A 21,528-nucleotide genomic window follows, 5' to 3' on the forward strand; every position below is an offset into this window, starting at 1 on the left:
CAGCCGGCGCAGCCGCGCAAGTCCGACGTCGTCAATGTGTCAGTGCCGCTGGTCGCCCTGCGCGGGGTCCGTCCCGCCGTCGGCCGTTCCCTGCACGACGCCACCGCGGGCCTGCTGGCCGGGCGCCCCCGCATCAGCAGCCTCCGCTGCCTCAACGTCCGCCGCGGCAGCGGCAGCCATGCGGTCCTCCTCCACCTGCGCCCGGTAACGCACGCGCCGGATGCGCCGCACCATATCCACGATCAGCAGCGCAGTGGCAACCACGAAGAACGCCGTCATAATGAAGCCCAGCAGGCCGGGTGTCACCTGGTCCTCGGAAATCCCCTCACGCAGCGTTGGCGTCGGCAGGGGCGTCGGGGTGGTGGCCAAACTGAGGAGCAGGTGATGCACGGTTATATACCTTCTGTGGAGCGGATGGCAGGGGTCGCGGACGGGACGGCGAAAGCGCCAGACCCTAACTTCTACGCGACATAGAAATTGCCGGCTGCTTCTATCTTAGCCCTGCGAACAGATCCCGCTCCGGGAGTTCGGAGGGAACCCGGGAGCGGATGAGTGAGTAGTCTTCCCACGGCCAGGCCCGCCGCTGCATCTCCGGGGACACGGCAAAAAAGAACCCCAGGGGATCCACTTGGGTGCGGTGGGCCCGGAGCGCGTCGTCGCGCACTTCGAAAAAGTCGCCGCAGTCCACCTGCGTGGTGGTGGGATGCGTGGCGGGCGGCGGCGTGTGGCCCTCGGCGTCCGCTTCGAGCCATGCAGCGAGCCGCTCGGCGTACGGGGACTGGAGCCCGGCTTCCTCCAGGGCGAAATGGAGGGCCCGGAAGCGCTCCGGGCTGAAGGCCCTGTCGTAGTAGAGCTTGCTGGGTTCCCACGGCTCCCCGGCGTCCGGGTAGCGCGACCCGTCACCGGCGGACTCGAAGGCTTCCACGGCAACGCGGTGCGCCATGATGTGGTCCGGATGGGGGTAGCCGCCGTTTTCGTCATAACTGAGGATGACGTGCGGCTTGAAGGACCGGACCAGCCGCACCAGGGGCGCCGCAGCGCGTTGCAGGGGCAGGGTGGCGAACGAACCCGCAGGAAGGGGAGGAAGCGGATCACCTTCAGGCAGCCCGGAATCCACGAAACCCAGCCACCGCTGGCTGACGCCGAGGATGGCCGCCGCCCGTTCCATCTCCAGGCGCCTGGCGCCGGCCATATCCCTTTTGGGGTGCGGCTCCCCCTCAACGGCCGGGTTCTGGATGTCCCCCCTGGAGCCGTCGGTGCACGTGGCCACCAGGACGTCGACGCCGGCGGCTGCATACTTGGCCATCGTCGCAGCGCCCTTGCTGGACTCGTCATCCGGATGGGCATGGACTGCGAGCAGCCGTAGCGGCGCCGGGGTGGTGCTGGACGCTGTCATCGAAGGACGGCTCCTTATTCTTCTGCTGCCTGTGGCTGCTGATCGGATGGCTTGAACGGGCGGATGCCTGGCGGGGCTGCTGACAGGCCGCCTCCGGAAAGGGCACTAAACTGGTGAGGTGACTTCCCCGGACCAGCCGGCCCAACCCGCGCCCGCAGACACTAGCCTAGCCAATCGATATGGGGCTAAAAAGCGCACGCTTACGCCAACAGCCAAACGCGTTATTGGCGGGGCGGCGCTGGCCGCAGGAATCGGATTCCTGGCGTGGGTTTCCACGTCCCAGTCCTTGTCCGACGTGACGTTCAAAGACATTGGCTACAGCACCACGGACGCCACGCTGGCGGAGGTGGACTTCCAGGTCACCCGCGAGCCGGGAACCGCCGTCAAGTGCGCGGTCAAGGCACTGGACTCGAAGTTTGCGGTGGTGGGATGGAAGGTTGTGGACATTCCTCCCGCCGAGGCCACGGAAACAGCCGACGGCGGCCGCACGGTTGCCCAGCGCGTAACCGTGCGCACCGAATCACTGCCGGTGTCCGGCGTGGTGGACAGCTGCTGGGCGGCAGGCACGTAGCACCTGAAGCGCGGGCCCGGAAACAGGCCTGGGCCTGTGACGTGCGCCGCTTCCCTGTTGGGTTATGTCCAAGGGATTGACTACAATGGAGCAATACCTTTACCCCGCTGAGCTGGTTACTGTTCCACAAGTGGCCACCGTGGCGGGGTCTTTTGCATGTAGGACCACCAGAGGAGAAGTCCGTGTCTACCACCAACAGCGCAGCTGCAGCCTGGCTCACCCAGGAAGCTTTTGACCGCCTGAAGGCAGAGCTGGACCACCTTTCCGGCGCTGGCCGGGCAGAGATCGTCCAGAAGATTGAAGCAGCCCGGCAGGAGGGCGACCTCAAGGAGAACGGTGGCTACCACGCAGCCAAGGAGGAGCAGGGCAAGATTGAGGCCCGCATCCGCCAGCTCACTGCACTGCTCCGCGACGCCCACGTGGGCGAGGCTCCTGCAGACGACGGAATCGTGGAGCCCGGCATGATCGTCGTGGCCAGGATCGCCGGCGACGAAGAGACCTTCCTGCTCGGTTCCCGTGAAATTGCCGGCGACTCGGACCTGGACGTCTTCAGCGAGAAGTCGCCGCTGGGTGCGGCCATCCTTGGCCACAAGGAAGGCGACACCCTCAGCTACGCGGCACCCAACGGCAAGGACATCAAGGTGGAGATCCTCTCCGCCAAGCCGTACGCCGCCTGATTGCTTCCAGCCCGCAGTGGCACACATATAACGCTGGCCGCCCCGGAAAGGGGCGGCCAGCGTTTGACCCTTCTATAGTTGTCAAGCTTGGCCAGCGAGCAGGTTTGAGGTAGTGCGCTGCCTACTTGGCGCCCGGTTCCCTTCCCCTTTCACTCATCGATTGCATGCGCTCAGCTACCCGCCGGTATGCATCGGCGATGTCTTCGACGTAGTTGGCCCCGATGCGCCACACGCCCAGTTATCTTGCCTCAGTTCGGTTATGAGGATCGTGTGTTTTGGCGCCATTCTCAGGGCTCACACGCTCGTCTCATGCTTGTAAGCCTGGTGTTGGCTTCCGCTTGGCCGAGCCAAGTCTTTCGCTCCGATAACCTGTGGTAAGTCCGTATGAGACAGAGAATTGGAGGGCGGAAGGTGTCTTTAGGGGAAGAGCTGGACGCGCACTATCGAGCGCATGTAGGGCCAGACCCTATCCGTTGGGGCAATCGGGAGACGTGGCCTCCTCCCGTGTCCCTTCACGAGTGGAATGCCTCTTCAAACCGGATGGGCGTCCACTTCTATGCGACCTACGGGATGTCGCTGGCAGCGCTCAGGGGATCCGTTTCCCATGGAGTGGAACTCTACTCGGGTGTAGACCAAAAGTCGGACGAGTTGCGTGATGCAATGGCGGCTTTGGCGAGCAATGCCAGAGACTCCGGGACCATCTTCCGAGACTGCGAAATCCTCGACGCGCAAGCGGCCGTGATCCCTGGACGAACATTCACCGGCTGGATCTTTTTTGACCGCTCGGACCAAGTTTTGCCAGATCTGGCCCTTAGCAACGGATGCCATATCAAGTACCTCGATATTGCCCCGGTTTTCCCCGAAGAAGTTGAGTACTCCCGAGCGAACGGAGTAGACGCGTTGCTGGAGCTTTGGAACTCGGAAGGAACGGAAGTCTGGGTCCATACACGGCCCGTGCCGCACGCGCTTGTTTCCGAGCACCCCTGAGAGGACGGCTACAGCTACGCTTACGCTACTTCAGAGTTGCACTCGGGAGCGCTTGACCCTTTTACAGGTGTCGCTCTTTGGCCAGCAAGCAGGTTTGACGCGTTGAGTGTTCTATAGATCCGTCGTGCGAGATAGCGCTTTACGCACCGACGAATTTCCTTTTTTGTTCGTCCTTCGGATTGGCGCTTCCCGACGTATGTAATCGTTTCTGGGTCGAAGGCCATTCTGCTCATCGCTACCATGTGCAGGACTCTGTTCAAGCTTCTGTCACCACCCCGGTTGAGCCTGTGTCTGACCGTGTTGCCAGATGATGCCGGTATCGGGTTGACGCCCGCCAAGGAGGCAAAAGCCGCCTCTGAACGAAGACGACCATGGTGAGACCATGCCGCAAGGCAGACTGCTGCTGTTACGGGACCGATACCGTTTTCCCGCAGCAGCGGGGCCGCTTCACTAATCTCGATGAGATCGGTCATCTGGCGGCTGTTGGATTTGATGTCGGCATCAAGCTCGTTGATGCGACGTGCCAGCCGAACCGCTTCAGATCGTGCAGTGGAAAGCGCCAGAGGCTCTTCACGGAAACGCCACCGGGAAATCTCGTCAATTTGAGTGCTCACTATGGCCTTACGGGCATCCATCCCAAGGTCAAAGGATCGGAGCAGTGCCGTCAGCGCGTTTACTGATCGGGTGCGGTCAGTGGCCATGGACTGCCTGGCTGCGACGAGTACCCGCAAAGCTGCTCTAACGCCTTCATTCAGTCTTGGTCTGCGCAGCTGCTGTTCCTCCAACGGCAGCACGGCCGCTGCAATTCGATGAGCGTCCAAGGGATCTGACTTGCCCAATCCACGACGCCCACGCGCATCCATCCGCGGCGCTTCCACAACCTCATAGCCGGCAGCTCCTACGGCGCCGGCCAGAATGGCACCATAAGAGCCGGCACCCTCAACCACCCACAACGCGGCGAGGTCCCCGTCGGTGCGACGAGCCACCCACGCGATAGCCCGGCTGATGCCGGCGCTTGTTGTGGGAAAGTCCCTGGTCTCAAGCAGTTCGCCCGTTGCCGTGGAAACAACGGCGTATACGTGGTTCTTCGCGTGCGTATCGACACCTATGACATATGGATATGAATGCGCGACGACCGGCATAGAGCTTGGCACCTTCCTCTTCTACAAATGTGGTCAGGCCGCGTTCGGCCGGAACCAGCCCGGGAAGAGGTCACCTCGGAACAGCACTGTAATGAGCCACGCCCACACGGGCGGACAACCTTCTAATCAAGTTACCGGGTGGGCCGGGCAGGACCCGGCCGCCCGCTCCTCGCCGGACAGGTCAAACGGAAGGCACCCAAGGGGCCAGCTCGTTAATGAGTCACGACGGGGCGCGGAACGGCCAGGACCTACTCTGCCAGCTAGTCCCAGACCAGCCTTGGTAATCCTTACAGCCGTTAAGGGCCAGATACCTACAGCGCCGCACCGGGGGCGCGGCTGCGGCGCCGCAGCAGCAGGGCCGCCACCACCCCACCGGCTGCGCCGCCCAGATGGGCCTGCCAGGAAATGTAGCCGGCTGCGATAGGCAGGACGCCCAGCAGGATGCTCCCGTAGCCCATGAAGAGGACAACCGCCAGGAGGATCTGGCGCCAGCTCCGATTGATGAACCCGCGGACCAGCAGGAACGAAAACAGCCCGAAAACCAGTCCCGAGGCACCCACAGTGACGCCGCCGTCGCCAATCAGCCAGACCGTGAGGCCGGACCCCAGCCAGCTGAACGCCAGGGCGGTCAGGAACACCCTGAGGCCCGAAAGGAACACCAGGAACCCGAAGATGATCAGCGGCAGGCTGTTGGACAGCAGATGGTTCAGGTTCGCGTGCAGGAGCGGGAAAGTGAAGATGTCCAGCAGCCCGTCAGCGCTCCTGGGCCGGAGCCCGAACGTCGCATTGAGCGAGCGCAACATCACCATGTTGAACAGCTCGATAACAAAGAGGAGAACCACAAAGGTCCCCAGCACCAGCAGGCCTCCCTTGGCCCGCGCGGCCACGGTCCTGCGCTGCCCTAGGTTTCCGTTTCCCGTCAGTCCGGACATGGCTTTTCCTAGTGCACCACGATGGGCTGGAAGCCTTCGGCGCGCAGGGCGCTGAGGACCTGTTCGCCGTGCTGGTGGCCTTTGGTTTCCAGGTTCACGGTGATGGACACGTCGCCCATGCTGATGGAGCCGCCCACCCGGGTATGGTCCAGGCCGGTGACGTTGGCATCGTTCTCGGCGATGATCCTGGCGATGGTGGCCAGTGAACCGGGCCGGTCATCGAGCATCATGCGGACGGTCATGTAGCGCCCGGCAGCGGAAAGGCCCCGCTGGATGACCTTGAGCATCAGCATGGGGTCGATGTTGCCGCCTGAGAGGACCACCACGGTGGTTCCCGGGTTTTCGATCTTGCCGTCCATCAGCGCCGCCACGCCAACGGCACCGGCCGGTTCCACCACCATCTTGGCCCGCTCCAGCAGGAAGATCAGGGCACGTGCCAGCGAGTCTTCGCTGACTGTCACGACGTCATCCACGAGTTCCCGGATGATGCTGAAGGGGAGCTGCCCGGGACGGCCGACGGCGATGCCGTCCGCCATGGTGGACACCTTCTTCAGGGGCACCAGCGCGTCAGCGGCCAGCGAGGGCGGGTAGGCAGCAGCGTTCTCCGCCTGGACCCCGATGATGCGGATCTCCCGCCCCAGTTCTTTGGCCCGGGCCTTGATGGCGACGGCGACCCCCGCCAGGAGCCCGCCGCCTCCCACGCCCATGAGGATGGTGTCCACAGTGGGTACCTGTTCAAGGATCTCAAGCCCCAGGGTTCCCTGGCCTGCCACGACGTCCACGTTGTCGAAAGGGTGCACAAAGACGGTTCCCGTCTCGTTGCTGTACCGCTGGGCTTCGGCGAGCGCCTCGTCAACGTTGTGGCCATGCAGGATGACCTCCGCACCGTGGCTGCGGGTGGCGGCCAGCTTGGGCAGCGCAACGCCCAGCGGCATGTAGATGCGGGCTTTGATGCCGAGGCTCTTGGCGGCCACGGCGACGCCCTGGGCGTGGTTGCCTGCGGAGGCTGCCACCACGCCGCGCTTTTTCTCCTCGGGGGAAAGCTTTGCCATGCGGACGTAGGCGCCGCGCACCTTGAACGATCCGGCCCGCTGGAGGTTTTCGCACTTGAAGTAGACATCCCCGCCGGCCATCTTCCCGAGGGCGCGGGACGATTCCACCGGTGTACGCGCAATAATCCCGTCGAGCAGCTTCTGCGCCTCCAGGACATCGTCCAGCGTGACGGGAAGGGTTTCAAGGATGTTCACGGACTATTCTCCTCTGGATTCGGCCCCTGCGCCCGGTTCCGCAGTGGGAGGGGCATCAGGCAGTTCTGCTGTGGTGCCGGCGGCGGCGCCCTTGCCGCGTTTGAGTGCCGCTGGCGGCCGGACGTCCCGGAAGGTGTTGTCCGGTCCGGCGCCCGCCGTCGTGGGTCCTCCGGCTAAAGCCGGCACTTGTTCATGTTCCCACGTTCTGGCGGCGATGTAGCGAATGGAGGAATTTGCGACGGCGAGGATGGGCACCGAGAACAGGGCGCCGGGGATGCCTGCGAGGTAGGATCCTGCCGCCACCGATAGGATCACCGCCACCGGGTGCAGGGCCACGGCCTTGCCCATGATCAGCGGCTGCAGGATGTGGCTCTCCAGCTGCTGGACGAGGAGCACGATGCCCAGCATGATCAGGGCGTTGATGGGGCCGTTCGCCACCAGTGCCAGCAGGACGGCGATAGCACCCGTCACCAGGGCGCCGACGATGGGGATGAACGAACCAATGAAGACGAGCACGCTCAGCGGCAGCGCCAGGGGTACCCCGATAATGGCGGCGCCCGCGCCGATTCCCACCGCGTCCACAAAGGCCACAAACATCTGGATGCGCGCGTAGCTGACCATGGATGTCCAGCCCTTGCGCCCGGCGCCGAACGCTGCCGCCCTGGCTTTCCTGGGAAGCAGCCGGACAAGAAACGTCCAGATCCGGTCCCCTTCCAGCAGGAAGAAGATCAGGATAAACAGCGCCAGGATGAGCCCGGCCGCAAAGTGCCCGGCCGTGCTGCCAAAGGACAGCGCCCCGCTGACGATGCTGCTGGTGTTGTCCTGCAGCGCGGTGGTTGCTTCCTGCAGGTACTGGTCCATCTGGGCGGCGGTCAGGTGCAGCGGCCCGTCGGACAGCCAGTCCTGGATCTGCTTGACCCCTGCCAGCGCCTCCGACCACAGTTCGCCGAAGCCTGAAACCAGCTGCCGTCCCACCAGGGCAAGCGACCCGCCGATCAGGCCGATGAAGGCCACAACGGTGACGGCGACGGCCGCTCCGGCAGGCAGCCTGTACTGCTTAAGCCACCGCACCACCGGGCTGAGGAGCCCGGCGAGGAGCGCAGCCACCATGACGGGGATGATGAGGAAGCTGATCCGGCTCAGCAGCCAGACGAGCGCGCCTCCCACGAGGAGGATCAGCCCCACGCGCCAGGCCCAGGAGGCTGCGATGCGTACGCCGTAGGGTATGTCCCGGTCCAGTTCACGGTCCGCGAGGACCCGGACAGGCTGGCTGGAGTCAGGCCGTTGCGGGCCTGCGTTAAGGCTGGTGGAGGTAACGGCATCCTCTGCTGGCGTCATAGCCCAATACTTCCCCAGCGGAAGCTGATTCGGAAACCGCTACCCGCCGTCGCCCGGGGTGTAGTCGATGCCCCACTCGATGGTGAAGGAACCGCCAGGGCTTAGCCAGCGCAGGCCGTCACCGGAGTTGAAGGCGTTGGCCGGGCCGGTCATGGGCTCAACGGCCACGGCCCGGCTGCGGCCCGGATACTGGGTGCTGACAAAGACGTGGACGTAGCGGCAAGCTTCATCCTGCCACAGGCTTACCCGCCTGCCATCCGGGGCCGACAGTGTGTGGCGGGCCTTGCCTTCCTCGTACCGCAGGTCCGTCAACGCGACGTCCACGTCCAGCGCAGCGATGTTCAGCCCTGTCCTGAAGTCCGAATCCCCCTGCACCGGGGCGGAGCTGCGCGGAATCAGGCGGTCATCGGCCACCAGGCGTGTCTCGGCCGCTACCGTCAGGACCAGCTCTTCGATGGGAACATCGCCCAGCCTCAAGTAGGGATGGGCGCCCAGGACGAATGGTGCGGGCTCCCTGGCGTCGTTCAGCAGGGTCTGGCGGACCACCAGCCCGAGGCCGCCGTCGATCCCGTACTGCACCTGGTGCCGGGCCAGGAAGGGATAACCGTGCTGCGGGAAGATGGTGGCCTCCAGCGTCACGGAGTGCTCCGACTCATCCACCAGCGCGTAGGCGGAATTGCGGAGCAGGCCGTGGCTGGCGTTATTCCGGGCAACCTCGGTGATGTCCAGCTGCTGTTTCTTGCCGTCCAGGAACCAGATTCCGTCCTCCACGCGGTTGGCCCAGGGCGCCAGCGTGATGCCGGCGGCACCGGGGGCAATCTCGTCGTCGCCGTAGGTCTCCGTCAGGAGGGTTCCTCCCCTGCTGAAGGAACGGAGGCCGGCGGCCAGCTCCGTAACCACGGCCGAGGCGTCGCCGCGGCGGAGTTCATACTGCCTGCCGGTGGCATAGCCCTGCATGGCCGGCCCGGGTTCCTGGGGTGAACGTGAAGTCATGAGCAATACCGTACCCCGGGGCGGTCCTCACACGCAGCACCGCTTTGTGACTTTTTGTTGTTAACTATTCTTTTTTGATCGACTGTGCCACACTTTTTTCATGACAGGTATCACGAGCACCAGACTCTCCGACGGCAGGGAGCTGATCTATTTCGACGATGCTGCAGCGCCCAAGTCGCGCATCGCCGAACTCACCACGGACCAGCGGGGCCTTCCCCCGAGGGGTGAACCCGGCGAGGTCCGCTACGACGCGCTGACCGACGAGTGGGTGGCCGTGGCCGCGCACCGCCAAACCCGCACGCACCTTCCCCCGGCGGACCAGTGCCCGATATGCCCCACCACCGCAGGCAATACTTCCGAGATTCCTGCGTCGGACTATGACGTGGTGGTGTTCGAGAACCGGTTCCCGTCGCTGGGGCCGGCGTTGGGCCCGATTCCGGAGGAAACAGCATGGGGAACGAAGGGACCCGCGTACGGCCGCTGCGAGGTAGTGGCGTTCACCCCGTCCCACACCGGTTCCTTCAGTGAACTGGGGGAAGCCCGTGCTCGCACCGTCATCGAGGCGTGGGCGCACCGCACGGAGGCTTTGAGTGCCCTCCCCGGAATCAAGCAGGTCTTTCCGTTCGAGAACCGCGGTGCCGACATCGGCGTCACGCTCCACCACCCCCACGGGCAAATTTACGCCTACCCCTACGTCACGCCCCGCGCGGGAGTCCTGGGGGCCGCGGCCCGCAAGTTCCATGACGCCCACGAGGGCCGGGATACACTCACCGGGTCCTTGTTGCGCTCTGAAAGGGAAGACGGCAGCAGGATGGTCCTGGAGGGCGCAAACTTCAGCGCCTACGTTCCCTTTGCTGCCCGCTGGCCGCTGGAAATCCACCTGGTGCCGCACCGCCAGGTCCCGGACCTGGCGGCGCTGAGCGGCGAGGAGAAGGATGAGCTCGCGTCCGTCTACCTCAACCTTCTCCAGCGGGTTGACGCCCTTTACCCCACGCCCACGCCCTATATCTCGGCCTGGCACCAGGCCCCCCTGGACCCGGTCCTGCGGCCCTCCGGATACCTTCATCTCCAGCTGACGTCCCCGCGGCGGGCTGCCGATAAACTCAAGTACCTGGCAGGATCGGAGGCAGCCATGGGCGCTTTCATCAACGACACAACCCCGGAGAGTGTGGCGGAGCGCCTCCGGGAAGTCACCCTTCCGTCCCCCGCCGCACACCCCGCCGCCCTGGCGGCCACACCCGAAGGAGCCCACGCTTGAACGCCGCACCCGACCCCCTGGCCACCCGTGCGCCGGCAGGGACTGAGGACCTTGCCGCCCGGTTCGCGAAGGAGTTCGGCGGCGCCCCGGACGGTATCTGGCAGGCGCCGGGACGGGTGAACCTCATTGGCGAGCACACGGACTACAACGAGGGTTTCGTCCTGCCTTTCGCCATTGACCGGACCGCCCGGGTTGCCGTCCGGGTCCGCCCGGATTCCGCTGTCCGGCTGCTCTCCACCTACGGGGATCAGGGCGTCGTTGGCACAACACTTGACTCCCTGCGGCCGGGCTCCGCCAAGGGCTGGACCAAGTACCCCCTCGGCGTGATGTGGGCGCTGAAGCAGCGCGGCATCGAGGTTCCGGGCGTGGACCTCCTGCTCGATTCAAACGTTCCCCTCGGAGCCGGGCTTTCGTCATCGCATGCCATTGAGTGTGCGGTCATCTCTGCGCTGAACGAACTGACGGGCGCCGGCCTCGACGCGGAGGAAATGGTGCTGGCCACGCAGCGGGCGGAGAACGAGTTTGTCGGTGCCCCCACAGGCATCATGGACCAGTCCGCGTCGCTCCGGGGCTCTGAAGGCCACGCTGTCTTCCTGGACTGCCGGGACCAGAACGCCCGCCTTGTTCCGTTTGAGACCCAGCCTGCGGATCTGGTGATGCTGGTGATTGACACCAAGGTCTCGCATTCACATGCCGACGGCGGCTACGCGTCCCGGCGGGCATCCTGCGAACTGGGCGCCGAGGTGCTTGGAGTCAAGGCGCTTCGGGACGTACAGGTGGGTGACCTGGAGGAAGCCAGCGGCCTCCTGGATGAAGTCACCTTCCGGCGCGTCCGGCACGTGGTGACCGAGAACGACCGCGTGCTCCAGACCGTGGAGCTCCTGGCAAGCGAGGGACCGGCCGCCATTGGCGCCCTGCTGGACGCCAGCCACGCTTCCATGCGCGACGACTTCGAGATCTCCTGCCCCGAACTGGACCTGGCGGTCGGCACTGCCCGTGGCAGCGGCGCCATCGGGGCCCGCATGACCGGCGGCGGTTTTGGCGGTGCAGCCATCGCGCTGACGTCGGTGGGGCAGGAACAGGCGGTGCGTGACGCCGTCGTCAAGGCATTCGCAGAGGCCGGCTACAAGGCGCCGGACATCTTCACGGTGTCCCCGGCGGCCGGAGCCCGCCGGATCGCGTAGCACGCTCCTGAGTTGCGGCCTTAACAACTAAGGGCCCCACCGCGAGGTGGGGCCCTTAGTTGTTAAAAAGGTCCGACGGCGGGAGCCGGCGTGGGGGTTATTCGTCCCCGCGCAGGATGGCCAGCAGGCGGATGATTTCCACGTAGAGCCATACCAGCGTCACCGTCAGGCCAAAGGCTGCCGTCCAGGAGAAGCGCTGCGGGGCGCCGCTCTGGACGCCCGCCTCAATGCTGGTGAAGTCCATAACCAGGGAGAATGCGGCCAGGCCGATTGCAAGGATGCCGATGACAACACCGATGATGCCGCTGCGCAGCCCGAAGGGTTCCGAGGTCAGGCCGGTCAGCATCATGACAAGGTTCACGACGGAGAAGAGCGCATAGCCGACCAAAGCGATCATGAAGAACTTCATGGCCTTGGGGGTGGCGCGTACCTTGCCGCTCTTGAACAGGAGCAGCGTCACGGTGAAGACGGACAGCGTGCCAATCACGGCCTGAAGCCCTACGCCCGGGTACATGGTGTCCAGAACGCGGGTGAGGCCACCGAGGAAGAGGCCCTCGAGGCCTGCGTAGGCAAGAATCAGCGCCGGCGACGGCTGCTTCTTGAACGTGTTCACGAGCGCCAGCACAAAGCCGCCCAGCGCACCGACGATCATCAGCATGGAGGCGAGCCCCAGGCCGACAAACATTGTCACGCCGGCACCAACGAGCAGCACGCCGAGGCAGGCGGCAGTCTTGACGATGACGTCGTCGTAGGTCATCCGGCCTGTGTCAGCGGGACCTGCAGCGGGCTGGTTGTACATCTGCCGCAGCTGCTCGTCAGTCATGTTCTGGGGCTGACCGTAAGCCTGCTGGCCGTACGGGGCCTGACCGTAAGGTGCCTGGCCATACGGCTGCTGGCCGTAGGGCTGGTGTCCGTAGGGAGCCTGCGGAACAGGCGGTGCCTGGGTGGCTCCACGGAAGCTCTTTCCGTTGAAGATCGGGTTGCCGCCAAGTGCCATTGCGGGATTCCTCCATATGGGATGTGTTGTGAACCTTAAGGTTTACGCTACCAATTCTCACGTAATTGCACCCGCAATAGTTCCCCGGTGGAAACAGGAGCCTGGAGTTGTTATCCGATCGCTACCATCGGCGCCTGGACCTCGGCATTTACCGGTACTTCCGCGCTGTAGCATAAGCCAAGCAGGGTGACGGAACTCACATATGTGGCGGGGCCGGCCTGATGGCACCATCCTACCCCTGCATCCGTTCGCAACGGCTGCAATGGCGCAGCCGAGACCGCCCCCAAGTGGAGGTTTACCAATTGAGAAGTACACCCCAAGGCCCGCCGGCCGGCGCACGGCGAGGGTTGCTGAGATTACTGGGAGCCATCAGCGCTTCCATCCTGGCAATCCTCCTCGTGGCAGCACCGGCTTCCCAGGCCACTTCCCCGTCTCCGACACCATCCCCGTCGAACCAGACCTTCCAAAACAACATCAGCGGATTCCTTCGTGATGACAGCCGCGCACCCTTGGCGGGCGTGACCATCACTGCCACGAAGGATGACTTCACCGGCACGGCCACGTCCTCCGCGAACGGAGCCTGGAACATCGGGGTGCCCGAACAAGGCACCTACACCGTGGAGTTGGACGAGTCCACCCTGCCTGAGGGAATCGCCCTGGCTGAGGGCCAGGAAAACCCCCGCGACGTCACCTTCAGCCAGACCTCGAACCTCTCGGTCATCTTCGCGTTCGGCGAAGGCATCGTGGTGCAGCAGCAGGACTTCGGGCAAAACCTGCTGAACCGGCTCGTCGCAGGACTGAGCTTCGGCCTCCTCCTGGCGTTGGCCTCGGTAGGGCTGTCCCTGATCTTCGGCACCACCGGGCTCACCAATTTCGCCCATGGCGAGATGGTGACGCTGGGCGCGGTCCTGGTGTTTGCCTTCAACGCCCTGGGCCTTCCCTTCTGGCTCGCCATCCTGCTGGCACTGCTCGGCGGCGGCCTCTTCGGGTACGCCCAGGACAGAGGGCTGTGGCGGCCGCTGCGCCGCCGCGGCACCGGGCTCGTCCCCATGATGATCGTCAGCATCGGCCTGGCACTGGCAGTCCGCTACGTCATCCAGTTCTATTTCGGGGGCGCCACACAGCAGCTGCCGTACGCGCAGAGCCCCGAAATCCAGCTGGGACCTGTCTCCATCTCACCGAACAACCTCTGGTCCCTGGGCATCAGCGCCGTGGTGATCGCCCTGATCGGCATCGTGCTGCTGAAGACCAGGCTGGGCAAGGCCACCCGCGCGGTAGCCGACAACCCGGCCCTTGCGGCGGCCTCGGGCATCGACGTTGACTCCGTCATCCGGATTGTGTGGATCACGGGCGGCATGCTGGCCTCCCTCGGCGGCATCCTGTGGGCCTACTACCGTCCCGGCGTAACGTTCGACATGGGCTCCGCCATCCTGCTGCTCATCTTCGCCGGCGTTACCCTGGGCGGCCTTGGCACAGTCTTCGGCGCCCTGATCGGTTCCATCATCGTGGGCATCTTCGTGGAGCTGACCACCGTGTTCGGCCTCGCCGCGGACCTGAAGTACGTGGGCGCCCTCTTCATCATGATCGTTGTCCTTCTGTTTCGGCCCCAGGGAATCCTGGGCCGGCGCGAGCGCGTGGGTTAGGAGACAGCCGTGGACTTTGGATTCATTCTTTCCAGCGCTGCCAGTGAAATTTTCAGCCCGACCACGGCGGCGTACGCCTTGGCCGCGCTTGGCCTGGCCGTGCACTTCGGCTACTCCGGCCTGCTGAACTTCGGGCAGGCCGGCTTCATGGCGGTGGGGGCCTACGGCTTCGCCATCTCCACCCTCACCTTTGGTGTCCCCTTCTTCGTAGGGCTCCTGATCGCCATCCTTGCCTCTGCCGTCTTCGCCCTGCTGCTGGGTATACCCACCCTGCGGCTCCGCGCGGACTACCTGGCCATCGTGACCATCGCCGCAGCGGAAATTGTCCGCTACATCGTGACCACCAACCAGCTCACGTCCGTGACGGGATCGGCAAACGGCCTGGCAGCCTTCGAGGGCGGGTTCTACAGCATGAACCCCTTCCCTGAAGGCTCCTACTTCGGCATGAACAACCGCGATTTCTTCATCCGCGTGGTGGGCTGGGCGCTGGTCGCCCTCTGCTGCACCCTGGTATGGCTGCTGATGCGCAGCCCGTGGGGGCGTGTCCTCAAAGGCATCCGCGAGGATGAGAACGCCGTCCGGTCCCTGGGAAAGAACGTTTACGCCTACAAGATGCAGGCCCTCATTATCGGCGGCGTTCTCGGAGCACTCGCCGGCATGATCTTCACGCTTCCGCGTGGAGCGGTGCAGCCGGCCAACTACGGTACGGAGCTGACGTTCTTCCTGTATACCTGCCTCCTGCTCGGCGGCCTGGGCACCGTGCTTGGTCCGGTCATCGGCGCCATGATCTTCTGGGTTGTCCTGTCCCTGACCCAGGGCATCCTGTACGGCCTGATCGAGTCAGGAGCCATCACGTGGCTGAATACGGTTCAGGCCGGGCAGCTGCGCTACATCCTGGTTGGCGTCGCCCTGATGCTGCTGATGATCTTCAGGCCCCAGGGCGTCTTTGGAAACAAGAAGGAGCTGGCGTTCGCATGAGCATGCACAGCGAAGTACCCGCAACCCCAGGCGAGGTTGGCGTGGACTACATGACCGACACCCGGCCCATAGCAGCGGGCGAAGCAGTACCCGGCTGCAAGAAGCGCGACCCTATCGTCGTGGCGGAGAACGTGACGCGCAGCTTCGGCGGCATCAACGCCGTGGACGTGGAGTACCTCGAGATCCCCCGGCACAAAATCACGGCACTGATCGGCCCCAACGGCGCAGGGAAGACCACCCTCTTCAACCTGCTGACCGGTTTTGACACACCGAACACGGGCAAGTGGCAGTTCGAAGGCAAGAGCCTCGCAGGCGTGTCCCCCTACAAGGTGGCGCGGATGGGAATGGTGCGCACCTTCCAGCTCACCAAGGTCATGGGCAAGCTGACCGTCATGGAAAACATGCGCCTCGGCGCATCAAACCAGCCCGGCGAGCGGCTGTCCAAAGCGCTCTTCAAGGGCATGTGGGGCGGCCGGGAAAAACAGATCACCGACGAGGCCAACGTCCTGCTGGAAAAGTTCAAGCTTGACGCCAAAAAGGACGACTATGCGGCGTCCCTCTCAGGGGGCCAGCGCAAGCTCCTGGAGATGGCCCGGTCCCTGATGGTCCGGCCCAAACTGGTCATGCTGGACGAACCCATGGCAGGCGTCAACCCCGCGTTGACCCAGTCCCTCCTTGACCACATCAAAAACCTTAAGGCCGAGGGCATGACGGTGCTGTTCGTCGAGCACGACATGCACATGGTCCGGCATATTGCCGACTGGGTGGTGGTCATGGCTGAAGGCAAGGTGGTGGCGGAAGGCCCGCCGGGCGAGGTCATGAAGAACCCTGCGGTCATCGACGCCTACCTCGGCGCCCACCACGACGTCGACCTGGGAGATTCCGAGGGCCTGAAGGAGCTCGCGGCCGAACTCGTGGCGGACGAGGAATCGATTGTGGGAACCGAGAACGCCGGAATCATCTCGCTGGACGTTGTGGCGGGAGAAGCGGAACCGGAACGCCGGAGCGGCGGCCGGCACCAGGGCGAGAGCCCGCATGGCCGCCACGGAAGCACGGACACAGGCACCACAGACAAGGACAGGCAATGAGCAGCACCAGCGCGGCACCGGCCGCACAGCCAGTCACCGACGATGGCTCGGTGGTCAAGGTCACCGACCTCGTGGCGGGCTACCTGCCGGGAGTGAACATCCTCAATGGCTGCAGCATCGAAGCCCGCAAGGGCGAGCTGATCGGCATCATCGGCCCCAACGGTGCCGGTAAGTCGACCCTCCTGAAGGCCATGTTCGGTTTGGTCAAAGTCCATTCCGGGACGGTGGTGGTCCGCGGCCAGGACATCACCGGACTGAAAGCGAACAAGCTGGTGTCCCGGGGAGTGGGTTTCGTCCCGCAAACGAACAACGTCTTCGCCACGCTGACCATCGAGGAAAACCTGCAGATGGGCATGTTCCAGCGGCCCAAGGACTTCGCCGAACGGTTCGATTTCGTGGCCGGCCTGTTCCCGGAACTGGGCAAGCGGCGCGCGCAGCGCGCCGGCTCGCTCTCCGGCGGCGAACGCCAGATGGTGGCCATGGGCCGGGCGCTGATGATGGACCCTGCCGTACTGCTCCTCGACGAGCCGTCCGCCGGCCTCTCCCCCGTCAAGCAGGATGAGACCTTCCTGCGCGTCCACGAAATCAACCGTGCGGGCGTCTCCGTCATCATGGTGGAGCAGAACGCCCGCCGCTGCCTGCAGATCTGTGACCGCGCCTACGTCCTGGACCAGGGACGGGACGCGTACACCGGCACGGGGCGTGAACTGATGAAGGACCCCAAGGTCATCCAGCTCTACCTGGGCACCCTGGCCGACACCGCCGAGTAAAGCCAGGGCAAACACAAGGAAGCCCCCGTCCGGCTGGACGGGGGCTTCCCTTGTGGTTCAGGTACGGCGGTTACAGCTGGCCGAACTCTTCCTTCACTGCGGTGTACTTGTTGTCATCCTGGTACTCGTAGATGCCAATGTAGGCCTCGGTCGGGTCACCGGCGTCGGAGAAGGTCACGGGGCCGGACTGGCCGTCGTAGTCCGCATCCTTGCCTTCCCTGATCAACGTGACGCAGGCAGCGTAGGACGTGCACTTCTCGCCGCCCTCAGAGACTTCCTTGAGCTTGGCCGCGATGTCCACGCCCTTGGTGCTCTGTGCCGCCTCTGCGGCCAGCGCGATGAGGTTCACGGCGTCGTAGGACTCGCCGGCGTAGCTGTAGTCCTTGAGTGCCGGGTCGATGGCCAGCAGCTTCTTCTTGAACTCGTCCTGCGCAAACGTGCCCGGGATCGTGCCGCGTGCGCCCTTCAGGGTGCCCGGCTGGAAGTCCTTGCTGTAATCGGAGGTGTTGCCGTCCACCAGGAACATTTGGGTGGGCTTTACCCCCTTGCCGGTCATCAGCGGAACGATGCTCTTCGCCTGGTCAAAGGTGATCAGCGCAATGGCATCCGGCTGGGCAGCAATGACCTTGTCCACCTGGCTGCTGAACTGGCTGTCGCCCTCGTTGAAAAGTTCCTCCGCCACAACCTGGCCGCCGGCCGCCTCAAAGGCCGACTTGATGTTGGACGCAAGGCCGGTACCGTACGCGTCATTCAGGACGATCATGCCCACGGTCTGCGCGCCGCAGGTGGCCATGTAGTTGCCGAGCACCTTGCCCTGCAGGACATCGGAGGGTGCTGTACGCCAGTACAGGCCATTGTCGTCCCAGGTGGTGAAGTCCGGGGACGTGTTGGCGGGTGAGAACTGGATGACGCCGGCGCCGGTGATCTGGTTGATGACCGTCTTGGAAACGCCTGAGGACGCCGCACCGATGATGGCACTGACCCCCTGGCCCAGCAACGCGGACGTGGACTGGGTGGCAATGTCCGTCTTCGTGTCACCGGAGTCGCGGTGGATCACTTCGACCGGCTTGCCCAGGACGCCGCCCGCCTTGTTGACTTCGTCGATGCCAAGGTTGACGCCGGCGATTTCGGGCGGGCCGAGGAATGCCAGGGAACCGGTGGTGGGAAGGAGCGAACCAATCCGCAGCGGCGTTTCAGTCGAGCCGGTTGACGGCGGCACCGAGGGGGTCTCCGCAGGCTGGCTGGCGGCAGCGCCTCCACTGCCCTCGGTTGCTGGGCAAGCAATTCCTGCCGCTTCTGCGGTGGCAGAGGATTCGGTTGCCGTGGGTGTGGACGAACCGCCGCAAGCCGTTGCCATAAAGGCGACGCCGATGCCAAGCGCTGTCAGCTTGGCAACACGGGTTCCCGCCTGGGGGAATAAAGTCATTTACGAGCTCCTCGATCTAAAGGTGCGAACGGCCTTTGACGCGAAAAATCAGGTGTTCCTGATTTAGCTTCAAGCTAATGCAAATCGGAGCCGAAGATAAGTGACTGAGGTCACATCCTTATAACAGTAGTTGCATATGTGGAATTAAATGGAAGAAGCCGCCCGCTGTGCGGACGGCTTCCGATCCTGGCCTTGTTCACGATGCTTAGTACCCCAGGTGGGACTCGAACCCACAACACGCGGATTTTAAGTCCGCTGCCTCTGCCAATTGGGCTACTGGGGCGCCCGGTCAATGGTATCCCGTCAGGCGAGTGCGAAGGGTTCGGCATACCGGAATGTGCCGTGGACGCCGCCGGGCCAGAGGGCCAGGGGCAGCAGTTGGAAGTAGTCGCCCCAGGCATCGTCAGGTGGAAGTACCCCCAGCGAAGTGGCAGGCACAAAACCAAAACGCGAGTAGTAGCCGGGGCTGCCCAGGAGGGCAATGCCGCTCTCCCCCGCCGCGTTTGCCCGCTGAATGGTCTCCTTCATCAGCGCTGACCCGATACCGTGCCGCTGGTGCCTGGGCGTGACGCCCAGGGGACCCAGCCCCAGCAGTCCATGGCCGCCCACCCAGCCGCGGGTACTGATGACGTGGCCCACCACTTCGCCGTCCAGGACAGCCACCACGCTGAATTCGGGCAGGTAGTCCTTGGACCCGAAGAGACCGCGGAGCACTCTCACCTCCACAGGTTCGCCCTCCACCTTCAGGCCGGTGGCCGGGGAGACCGCGAAGGCGCCGGCCGTCACGGCCAGGATGGCCTTGCGGTCCTCCGGCGCCTCGCTGCGAACCAGCAACTCGGGCCGCGGCAGCTGCCTGCTGTCTGCCGACAGCCCGGCCAGGACCTCCAGTGCCCGGGGCGCGTCAGCGACGGGAACCAGCAGATGGTCGTGGTGGAATCCGGCGAGCACGTTGCAGCTGATCCTGGCCTCGGCAAGCGCCTTGCTGACGCCGGCCGTCAGGCCCACCGCCTCCAGTGCGGAGTGGACCTCCAGGGTGATCCAGGCGCCCACGAAGTCATAGGCAAGGCCTTCCCTGTCAGCCACCGCCCGGGGCAGCACCACCGTCAGGCCTTCGGCTTCGCGGACCGCCGCCTCGACGCCCGGCACCAGCGGCCTTCCGTCAGGCCACATGGCATAGACGTACTCGCCGCCGCGCTGCACCGGATGCATCGCGGCCAGCAGCACCTCGAGGTTCTTTTCGCCAGTCATGGTGCCAGTCTAGAAGGCGCCGGTCGGCCTCGGCCGGAGCGCCGCAACAGGAAGCCACCCTGCTGAAGATGCACACGCCTGGGAACGCAAACGGCGGCCGCCCCGCAGAGGGGACAGCCGCCGTCGTATATTGCAGCGCAGGGGCGGTACAGCCCTTTACTTGGCCTTCGCCGAGACCGTTTCCTTGGCCTCAGCAGTGGCCGGGGACATCGCAGAGGAACCGGAACCGCTGCCCACCGGGGCCGGCGCCGGAGCGGCAGCCGGCTTGGGGGCCGGGGTGGCTGCTGCTACGAAAGCACCGCGGGGGTTGTCCAGGTCCATCAGCTGTGTGGTGTCGCGGCCGGTGAAGAAGCTGATGATCCAGTTGAAGATCACGCGGAACTTGCGCTCGAAGGTAGGCATCGCCATGCCGTGGTAGCCGCGGTGTGCCAGCCAGGCGAGTGCACCCTTGAGTCCGATGCTGCCCACCAGGTTGATGTTGGCAACGCCCTTCCACTGGCCGAAGCCGGCCACAGCACCCAGGTTCTTGTGCTTGTAGTCCTTCAGCGGCTTGTCCCAGCGGGAGGCCCACAGGTTCTTGGCGAGGCGCTTGGCCTGGCGCAGCGCGTGCTGGGCGTTGGGGACGCAGGTGCCGTCCGGGAGGCCCTTCCCGGTCAGGTCGGGCACCGCGGCGACGTCGCCGGCTGCCCAGGCGTTGTCGATGATGCCTTCGTCGCCGGCAACCCGGAGGTCCGGCAGGACGCGGACGCGGCCACGCGGCTCCAGCGGGAAGTCGGTGGAGCGGACCATGGGGTTGGCCTGCACGCCGGCGGTCCACACGAGGGTGTCCGTTTCGAACTCCTGCGCGGGGGTCTTGTCCGGAAGGTTGATGAGCTTCAGGCTGCCCTCGGCGTTGTCCAGGGACGTGTTGAGGAGGACCTCAATGCCGCGGCTGCGGAGGTGCTCCACAACCCATTCCGCCTGCTTTGCGGTAACTTCCGGCATGATCCGGCCCATGGCCTCCACCAGGACGAAGCGGACTTCCTCCTGCTTGATGCGCGGGTTGTTCCGGACGGCGGCCCGGGCGAGGTCTTCCATTTCGGTGATGCACTCGATGCCGGCGAAGCCGCCGCCCACCACCACGAAGGTGAGGGCACGTGCACGGGCGGCAGGATCGGTCATGGTGGAGGCGACCTCGATGCGCTCGAGGACCTTGTTGCGCAGCGCAACGGCTTCCTCGATGGTCTTCAGGCCGATGCCCTTGTCCGCGAGTCCCTTGATGGGGAAGGTGCGGGTGATGGCACCTGCGGCCATCACGACGTCGAAGTAGGGAACCTCAAAGTGAGCGCCGCCGTCAGCGGGCGCCACGACGGCCGTCCGGTTGGCGTGGTCGATCGAGGTGACGCGGCCCTGGATCAGTTCGGTCTGCTTGAGGTGCTGGCGGTGGGATACCACGGCGTGGCGGGCCTCGATGTTGCCGCCTGCTACCTCGGGGAGGAAGGGCTGGTACGTCATGTAGGGCAGTGGATCCACGAGGGTGACGATGCCACCGGCATTCGCGATCTTCTTCTGCAGTTTGAGTGCTACGTACAGGCCGACGTACCCGCCGCCGACGACGAGTACCCTGGGACGGTCCTGGAGCTCTGGGGTGGTTGCCATGGGTTTAAGGATACA

Annotated in this window: 20 protein-coding genes and 1 tRNA gene; 9 read left to right on the forward strand and 12 right to left on the reverse strand. The window is 64.7% G+C overall.

Annotated elements, in window-relative coordinates; all coding sequences use genetic code 11:
* Nucleotides 1-39: 39 nt before the first annotated feature.
* Nucleotides 40-390 carry a hypothetical protein gene (locus IEX33_RS11615; RefSeq protein ID WP_188730346.1) on the reverse strand — a complete coding sequence of 117 codons (351 nt, stop codon included), beginning with the start codon at nucleotides 388-390 and terminating at the stop codon, nucleotides 40-42.
* A 100-nt stretch (nucleotides 391-490) separates the two neighbouring features.
* Nucleotides 491-1,396, reverse strand: coding sequence for a mycothiol conjugate amidase Mca (gene mca / locus IEX33_RS11620; RefSeq protein ID WP_188730348.1), 906 nt, complete (start codon nucleotides 1,394-1,396; stop codon nucleotides 491-493).
* A gap of 118 nt (nucleotides 1,397-1,514) precedes the next feature.
* Between mca and IEX33_RS11625 the strand changes: the two genes are divergently transcribed.
* The 3 genes from IEX33_RS11625 to IEX33_RS11635 all read left to right on the forward strand — a co-directional run bounded on the left by IEX33_RS11625 (nucleotide 1,515) and on the right by IEX33_RS11635 (nucleotide 3,631).
* Nucleotides 1,515-1,967 carry a DUF4307 domain-containing protein gene (locus IEX33_RS11625; RefSeq protein WP_188730350.1) on the forward strand — a complete coding sequence of 151 codons (453 nt, stop codon included), beginning with the start codon at nucleotides 1,515-1,517 and terminating at the stop codon, nucleotides 1,965-1,967.
* Nucleotides 1,968-2,149: 182 nt separating this feature from the next.
* Entirely contained in the window at nucleotides 2,150-2,644 is a 495-nt protein-coding gene (gene greA, locus IEX33_RS11630; protein ID WP_174175518.1) for a transcription elongation factor GreA, read from the forward strand.
* Nucleotides 2,645-3,148: 504 nt separating this feature from the next.
* Nucleotides 3,149-3,631 carry a suppressor of fused domain protein gene (locus IEX33_RS11635; protein WP_188730352.1) on the forward strand — a complete coding sequence of 161 codons (483 nt, stop codon included), beginning with the start codon at nucleotides 3,149-3,151 and terminating at the stop codon, nucleotides 3,629-3,631.
* Nucleotides 3,632-3,651: 20 nt separating this feature from the next.
* On the opposite strand, the gene IEX33_RS11640 is transcribed toward IEX33_RS11635, so the two are convergent.
* From IEX33_RS11640 to IEX33_RS11660, 5 genes are all read right to left on the reverse strand, one after another.
* Nucleotides 3,652-4,773, reverse strand: coding sequence for an IS110 family RNA-guided transposase (locus IEX33_RS11640; RefSeq protein WP_188730354.1), 1,122 nt, complete (start codon nucleotides 4,771-4,773; stop codon nucleotides 3,652-3,654).
* A 311-nt stretch (nucleotides 4,774-5,084) separates the two neighbouring features.
* Nucleotides 5,085-5,705, reverse strand: a complete 621-nt coding sequence (locus tag IEX33_RS11645) for a rhomboid family intramembrane serine protease (protein ID WP_188730356.1) — start codon at nucleotides 5,703-5,705, stop codon at nucleotides 5,085-5,087.
* Between the two features lie 8 nt (nucleotides 5,706-5,713).
* Nucleotides 5,714-6,952: a threonine ammonia-lyase gene (ilvA, locus tag IEX33_RS11650; RefSeq protein ID WP_104185384.1), complete on the reverse strand. Its 1,239-nt coding sequence runs from the start codon at nucleotides 6,950-6,952 to the stop codon at nucleotides 5,714-5,716.
* A gap of 3 nt (nucleotides 6,953-6,955) precedes the next feature.
* Nucleotides 6,956-8,290, reverse strand: coding sequence for an AI-2E family transporter (locus IEX33_RS11655; RefSeq protein ID WP_188730358.1), 1,335 nt, complete (start codon nucleotides 8,288-8,290; stop codon nucleotides 6,956-6,958).
* 39 nt (nucleotides 8,291-8,329) lie between these two features.
* Nucleotides 8,330-9,283 (reverse strand): aldose 1-epimerase family protein, encoded by a 954-nt coding sequence (locus IEX33_RS11660; protein WP_188730360.1) that lies wholly within the window; start codon nucleotides 9,281-9,283, stop codon nucleotides 8,330-8,332.
* Between the two features lie 100 nt (nucleotides 9,284-9,383).
* Between IEX33_RS11660 and galT the strand changes: the two genes are divergently transcribed.
* The gene (gene galT, locus IEX33_RS11665) at nucleotides 9,384-10,541 is read left to right on the forward strand and encodes a galactose-1-phosphate uridylyltransferase (RefSeq protein WP_188730363.1); all 1,158 of its coding nucleotides are present in this window, start codon (nucleotides 9,384-9,386) and stop codon (nucleotides 10,539-10,541) included.
* Nucleotides 10,538-11,725: a galactokinase gene (galK, locus tag IEX33_RS11670; protein ID WP_188730365.1), complete on the forward strand. Its 1,188-nt coding sequence runs from the start codon at nucleotides 10,538-10,540 to the stop codon at nucleotides 11,723-11,725. Before galT ends, galK begins: the two co-directional genes overlap by 4 nt.
* Nucleotides 11,726-11,822: 97 nt before the next feature.
* Here galK and IEX33_RS11675 read toward each other — a convergent pair whose 3' ends face one another.
* Complete coding sequence (locus tag IEX33_RS11675; RefSeq protein WP_188730367.1) at nucleotides 11,823-12,722, reverse strand: Bax inhibitor-1/YccA family protein; 900 nt, start codon at nucleotides 12,720-12,722, stop codon at nucleotides 11,823-11,825.
* A gap of 347 nt (nucleotides 12,723-13,069) precedes the next feature.
* Between IEX33_RS11675 and IEX33_RS11680 the strand changes: the two genes are divergently transcribed.
* Genes IEX33_RS11680 through IEX33_RS11695 form a run of 4 tightly spaced genes read left to right on the forward strand, consistent with a single transcriptional unit; the run spans nucleotide 13,070 to nucleotide 17,201 of the window.
* Entirely contained in the window at nucleotides 13,070-14,365 is a 1,296-nt protein-coding gene (locus IEX33_RS11680) for a branched-chain amino acid ABC transporter permease (protein WP_238340449.1), read from the forward strand.
* 9 nt (nucleotides 14,366-14,374) lie between these two features.
* Nucleotides 14,375-15,343 carry a branched-chain amino acid ABC transporter permease gene (locus tag IEX33_RS11685; protein WP_188730369.1) on the forward strand — a complete coding sequence of 323 codons (969 nt, stop codon included), beginning with the start codon at nucleotides 14,375-14,377 and terminating at the stop codon, nucleotides 15,341-15,343.
* On the forward strand, nucleotides 15,340-16,431 hold the full coding sequence (locus tag IEX33_RS11690) for an ABC transporter ATP-binding protein (RefSeq protein WP_188730371.1): 1,092 nt from the start codon (nucleotides 15,340-15,342) through the stop codon (nucleotides 16,429-16,431). Before IEX33_RS11685 ends, IEX33_RS11690 begins: the two co-directional genes overlap by 4 nt.
* Nucleotides 16,428-17,201 carry an ABC transporter ATP-binding protein gene (locus tag IEX33_RS11695; RefSeq protein WP_188730373.1) on the forward strand — a complete coding sequence of 258 codons (774 nt, stop codon included), beginning with the start codon at nucleotides 16,428-16,430 and terminating at the stop codon, nucleotides 17,199-17,201. The genes IEX33_RS11690 and IEX33_RS11695 overlap by 4 nt, the downstream gene beginning before the upstream one ends.
* Nucleotides 17,202-17,271: 70 nt before the next feature.
* Here IEX33_RS11695 and IEX33_RS11700 read toward each other — a convergent pair whose 3' ends face one another.
* The 4 genes from IEX33_RS11700 to IEX33_RS11715 all read right to left on the reverse strand — a co-directional run bounded on the left by IEX33_RS11700 (nucleotide 17,272) and on the right by IEX33_RS11715 (nucleotide 21,513).
* The gene (locus tag IEX33_RS11700) at nucleotides 17,272-18,627 is read right to left on the reverse strand and encodes an ABC transporter substrate-binding protein (RefSeq protein ID WP_188730375.1); all 1,356 of its coding nucleotides are present in this window, start codon (nucleotides 18,625-18,627) and stop codon (nucleotides 17,272-17,274) included.
* A 209-nt stretch (nucleotides 18,628-18,836) separates the two neighbouring features.
* Nucleotides 18,837-18,910 (reverse strand) — tRNA-Leu (locus tag IEX33_RS11705).
* Nucleotides 18,911-18,930: 20 nt separating this feature from the next.
* Entirely contained in the window at nucleotides 18,931-19,875 is a 945-nt protein-coding gene (locus tag IEX33_RS11710) for an N-acetyltransferase (protein WP_188730376.1), read from the reverse strand.
* A 156-nt stretch (nucleotides 19,876-20,031) separates the two neighbouring features.
* A complete protein-coding gene (locus tag IEX33_RS11715; RefSeq protein ID WP_188730379.1) occupies nucleotides 20,032-21,513 on the reverse strand; it encodes an NAD(P)/FAD-dependent oxidoreductase in 1,482 nt (493 codons plus the stop codon).
* Nucleotides 21,514-21,528: the final 15 nt, after the last annotated feature.

This window comes from Pseudarthrobacter scleromae, assembly GCF_014644515.1.
Lineage (GTDB): Bacteria > Actinomycetota > Actinomycetes > Actinomycetales > Micrococcaceae > Arthrobacter > Arthrobacter scleromae.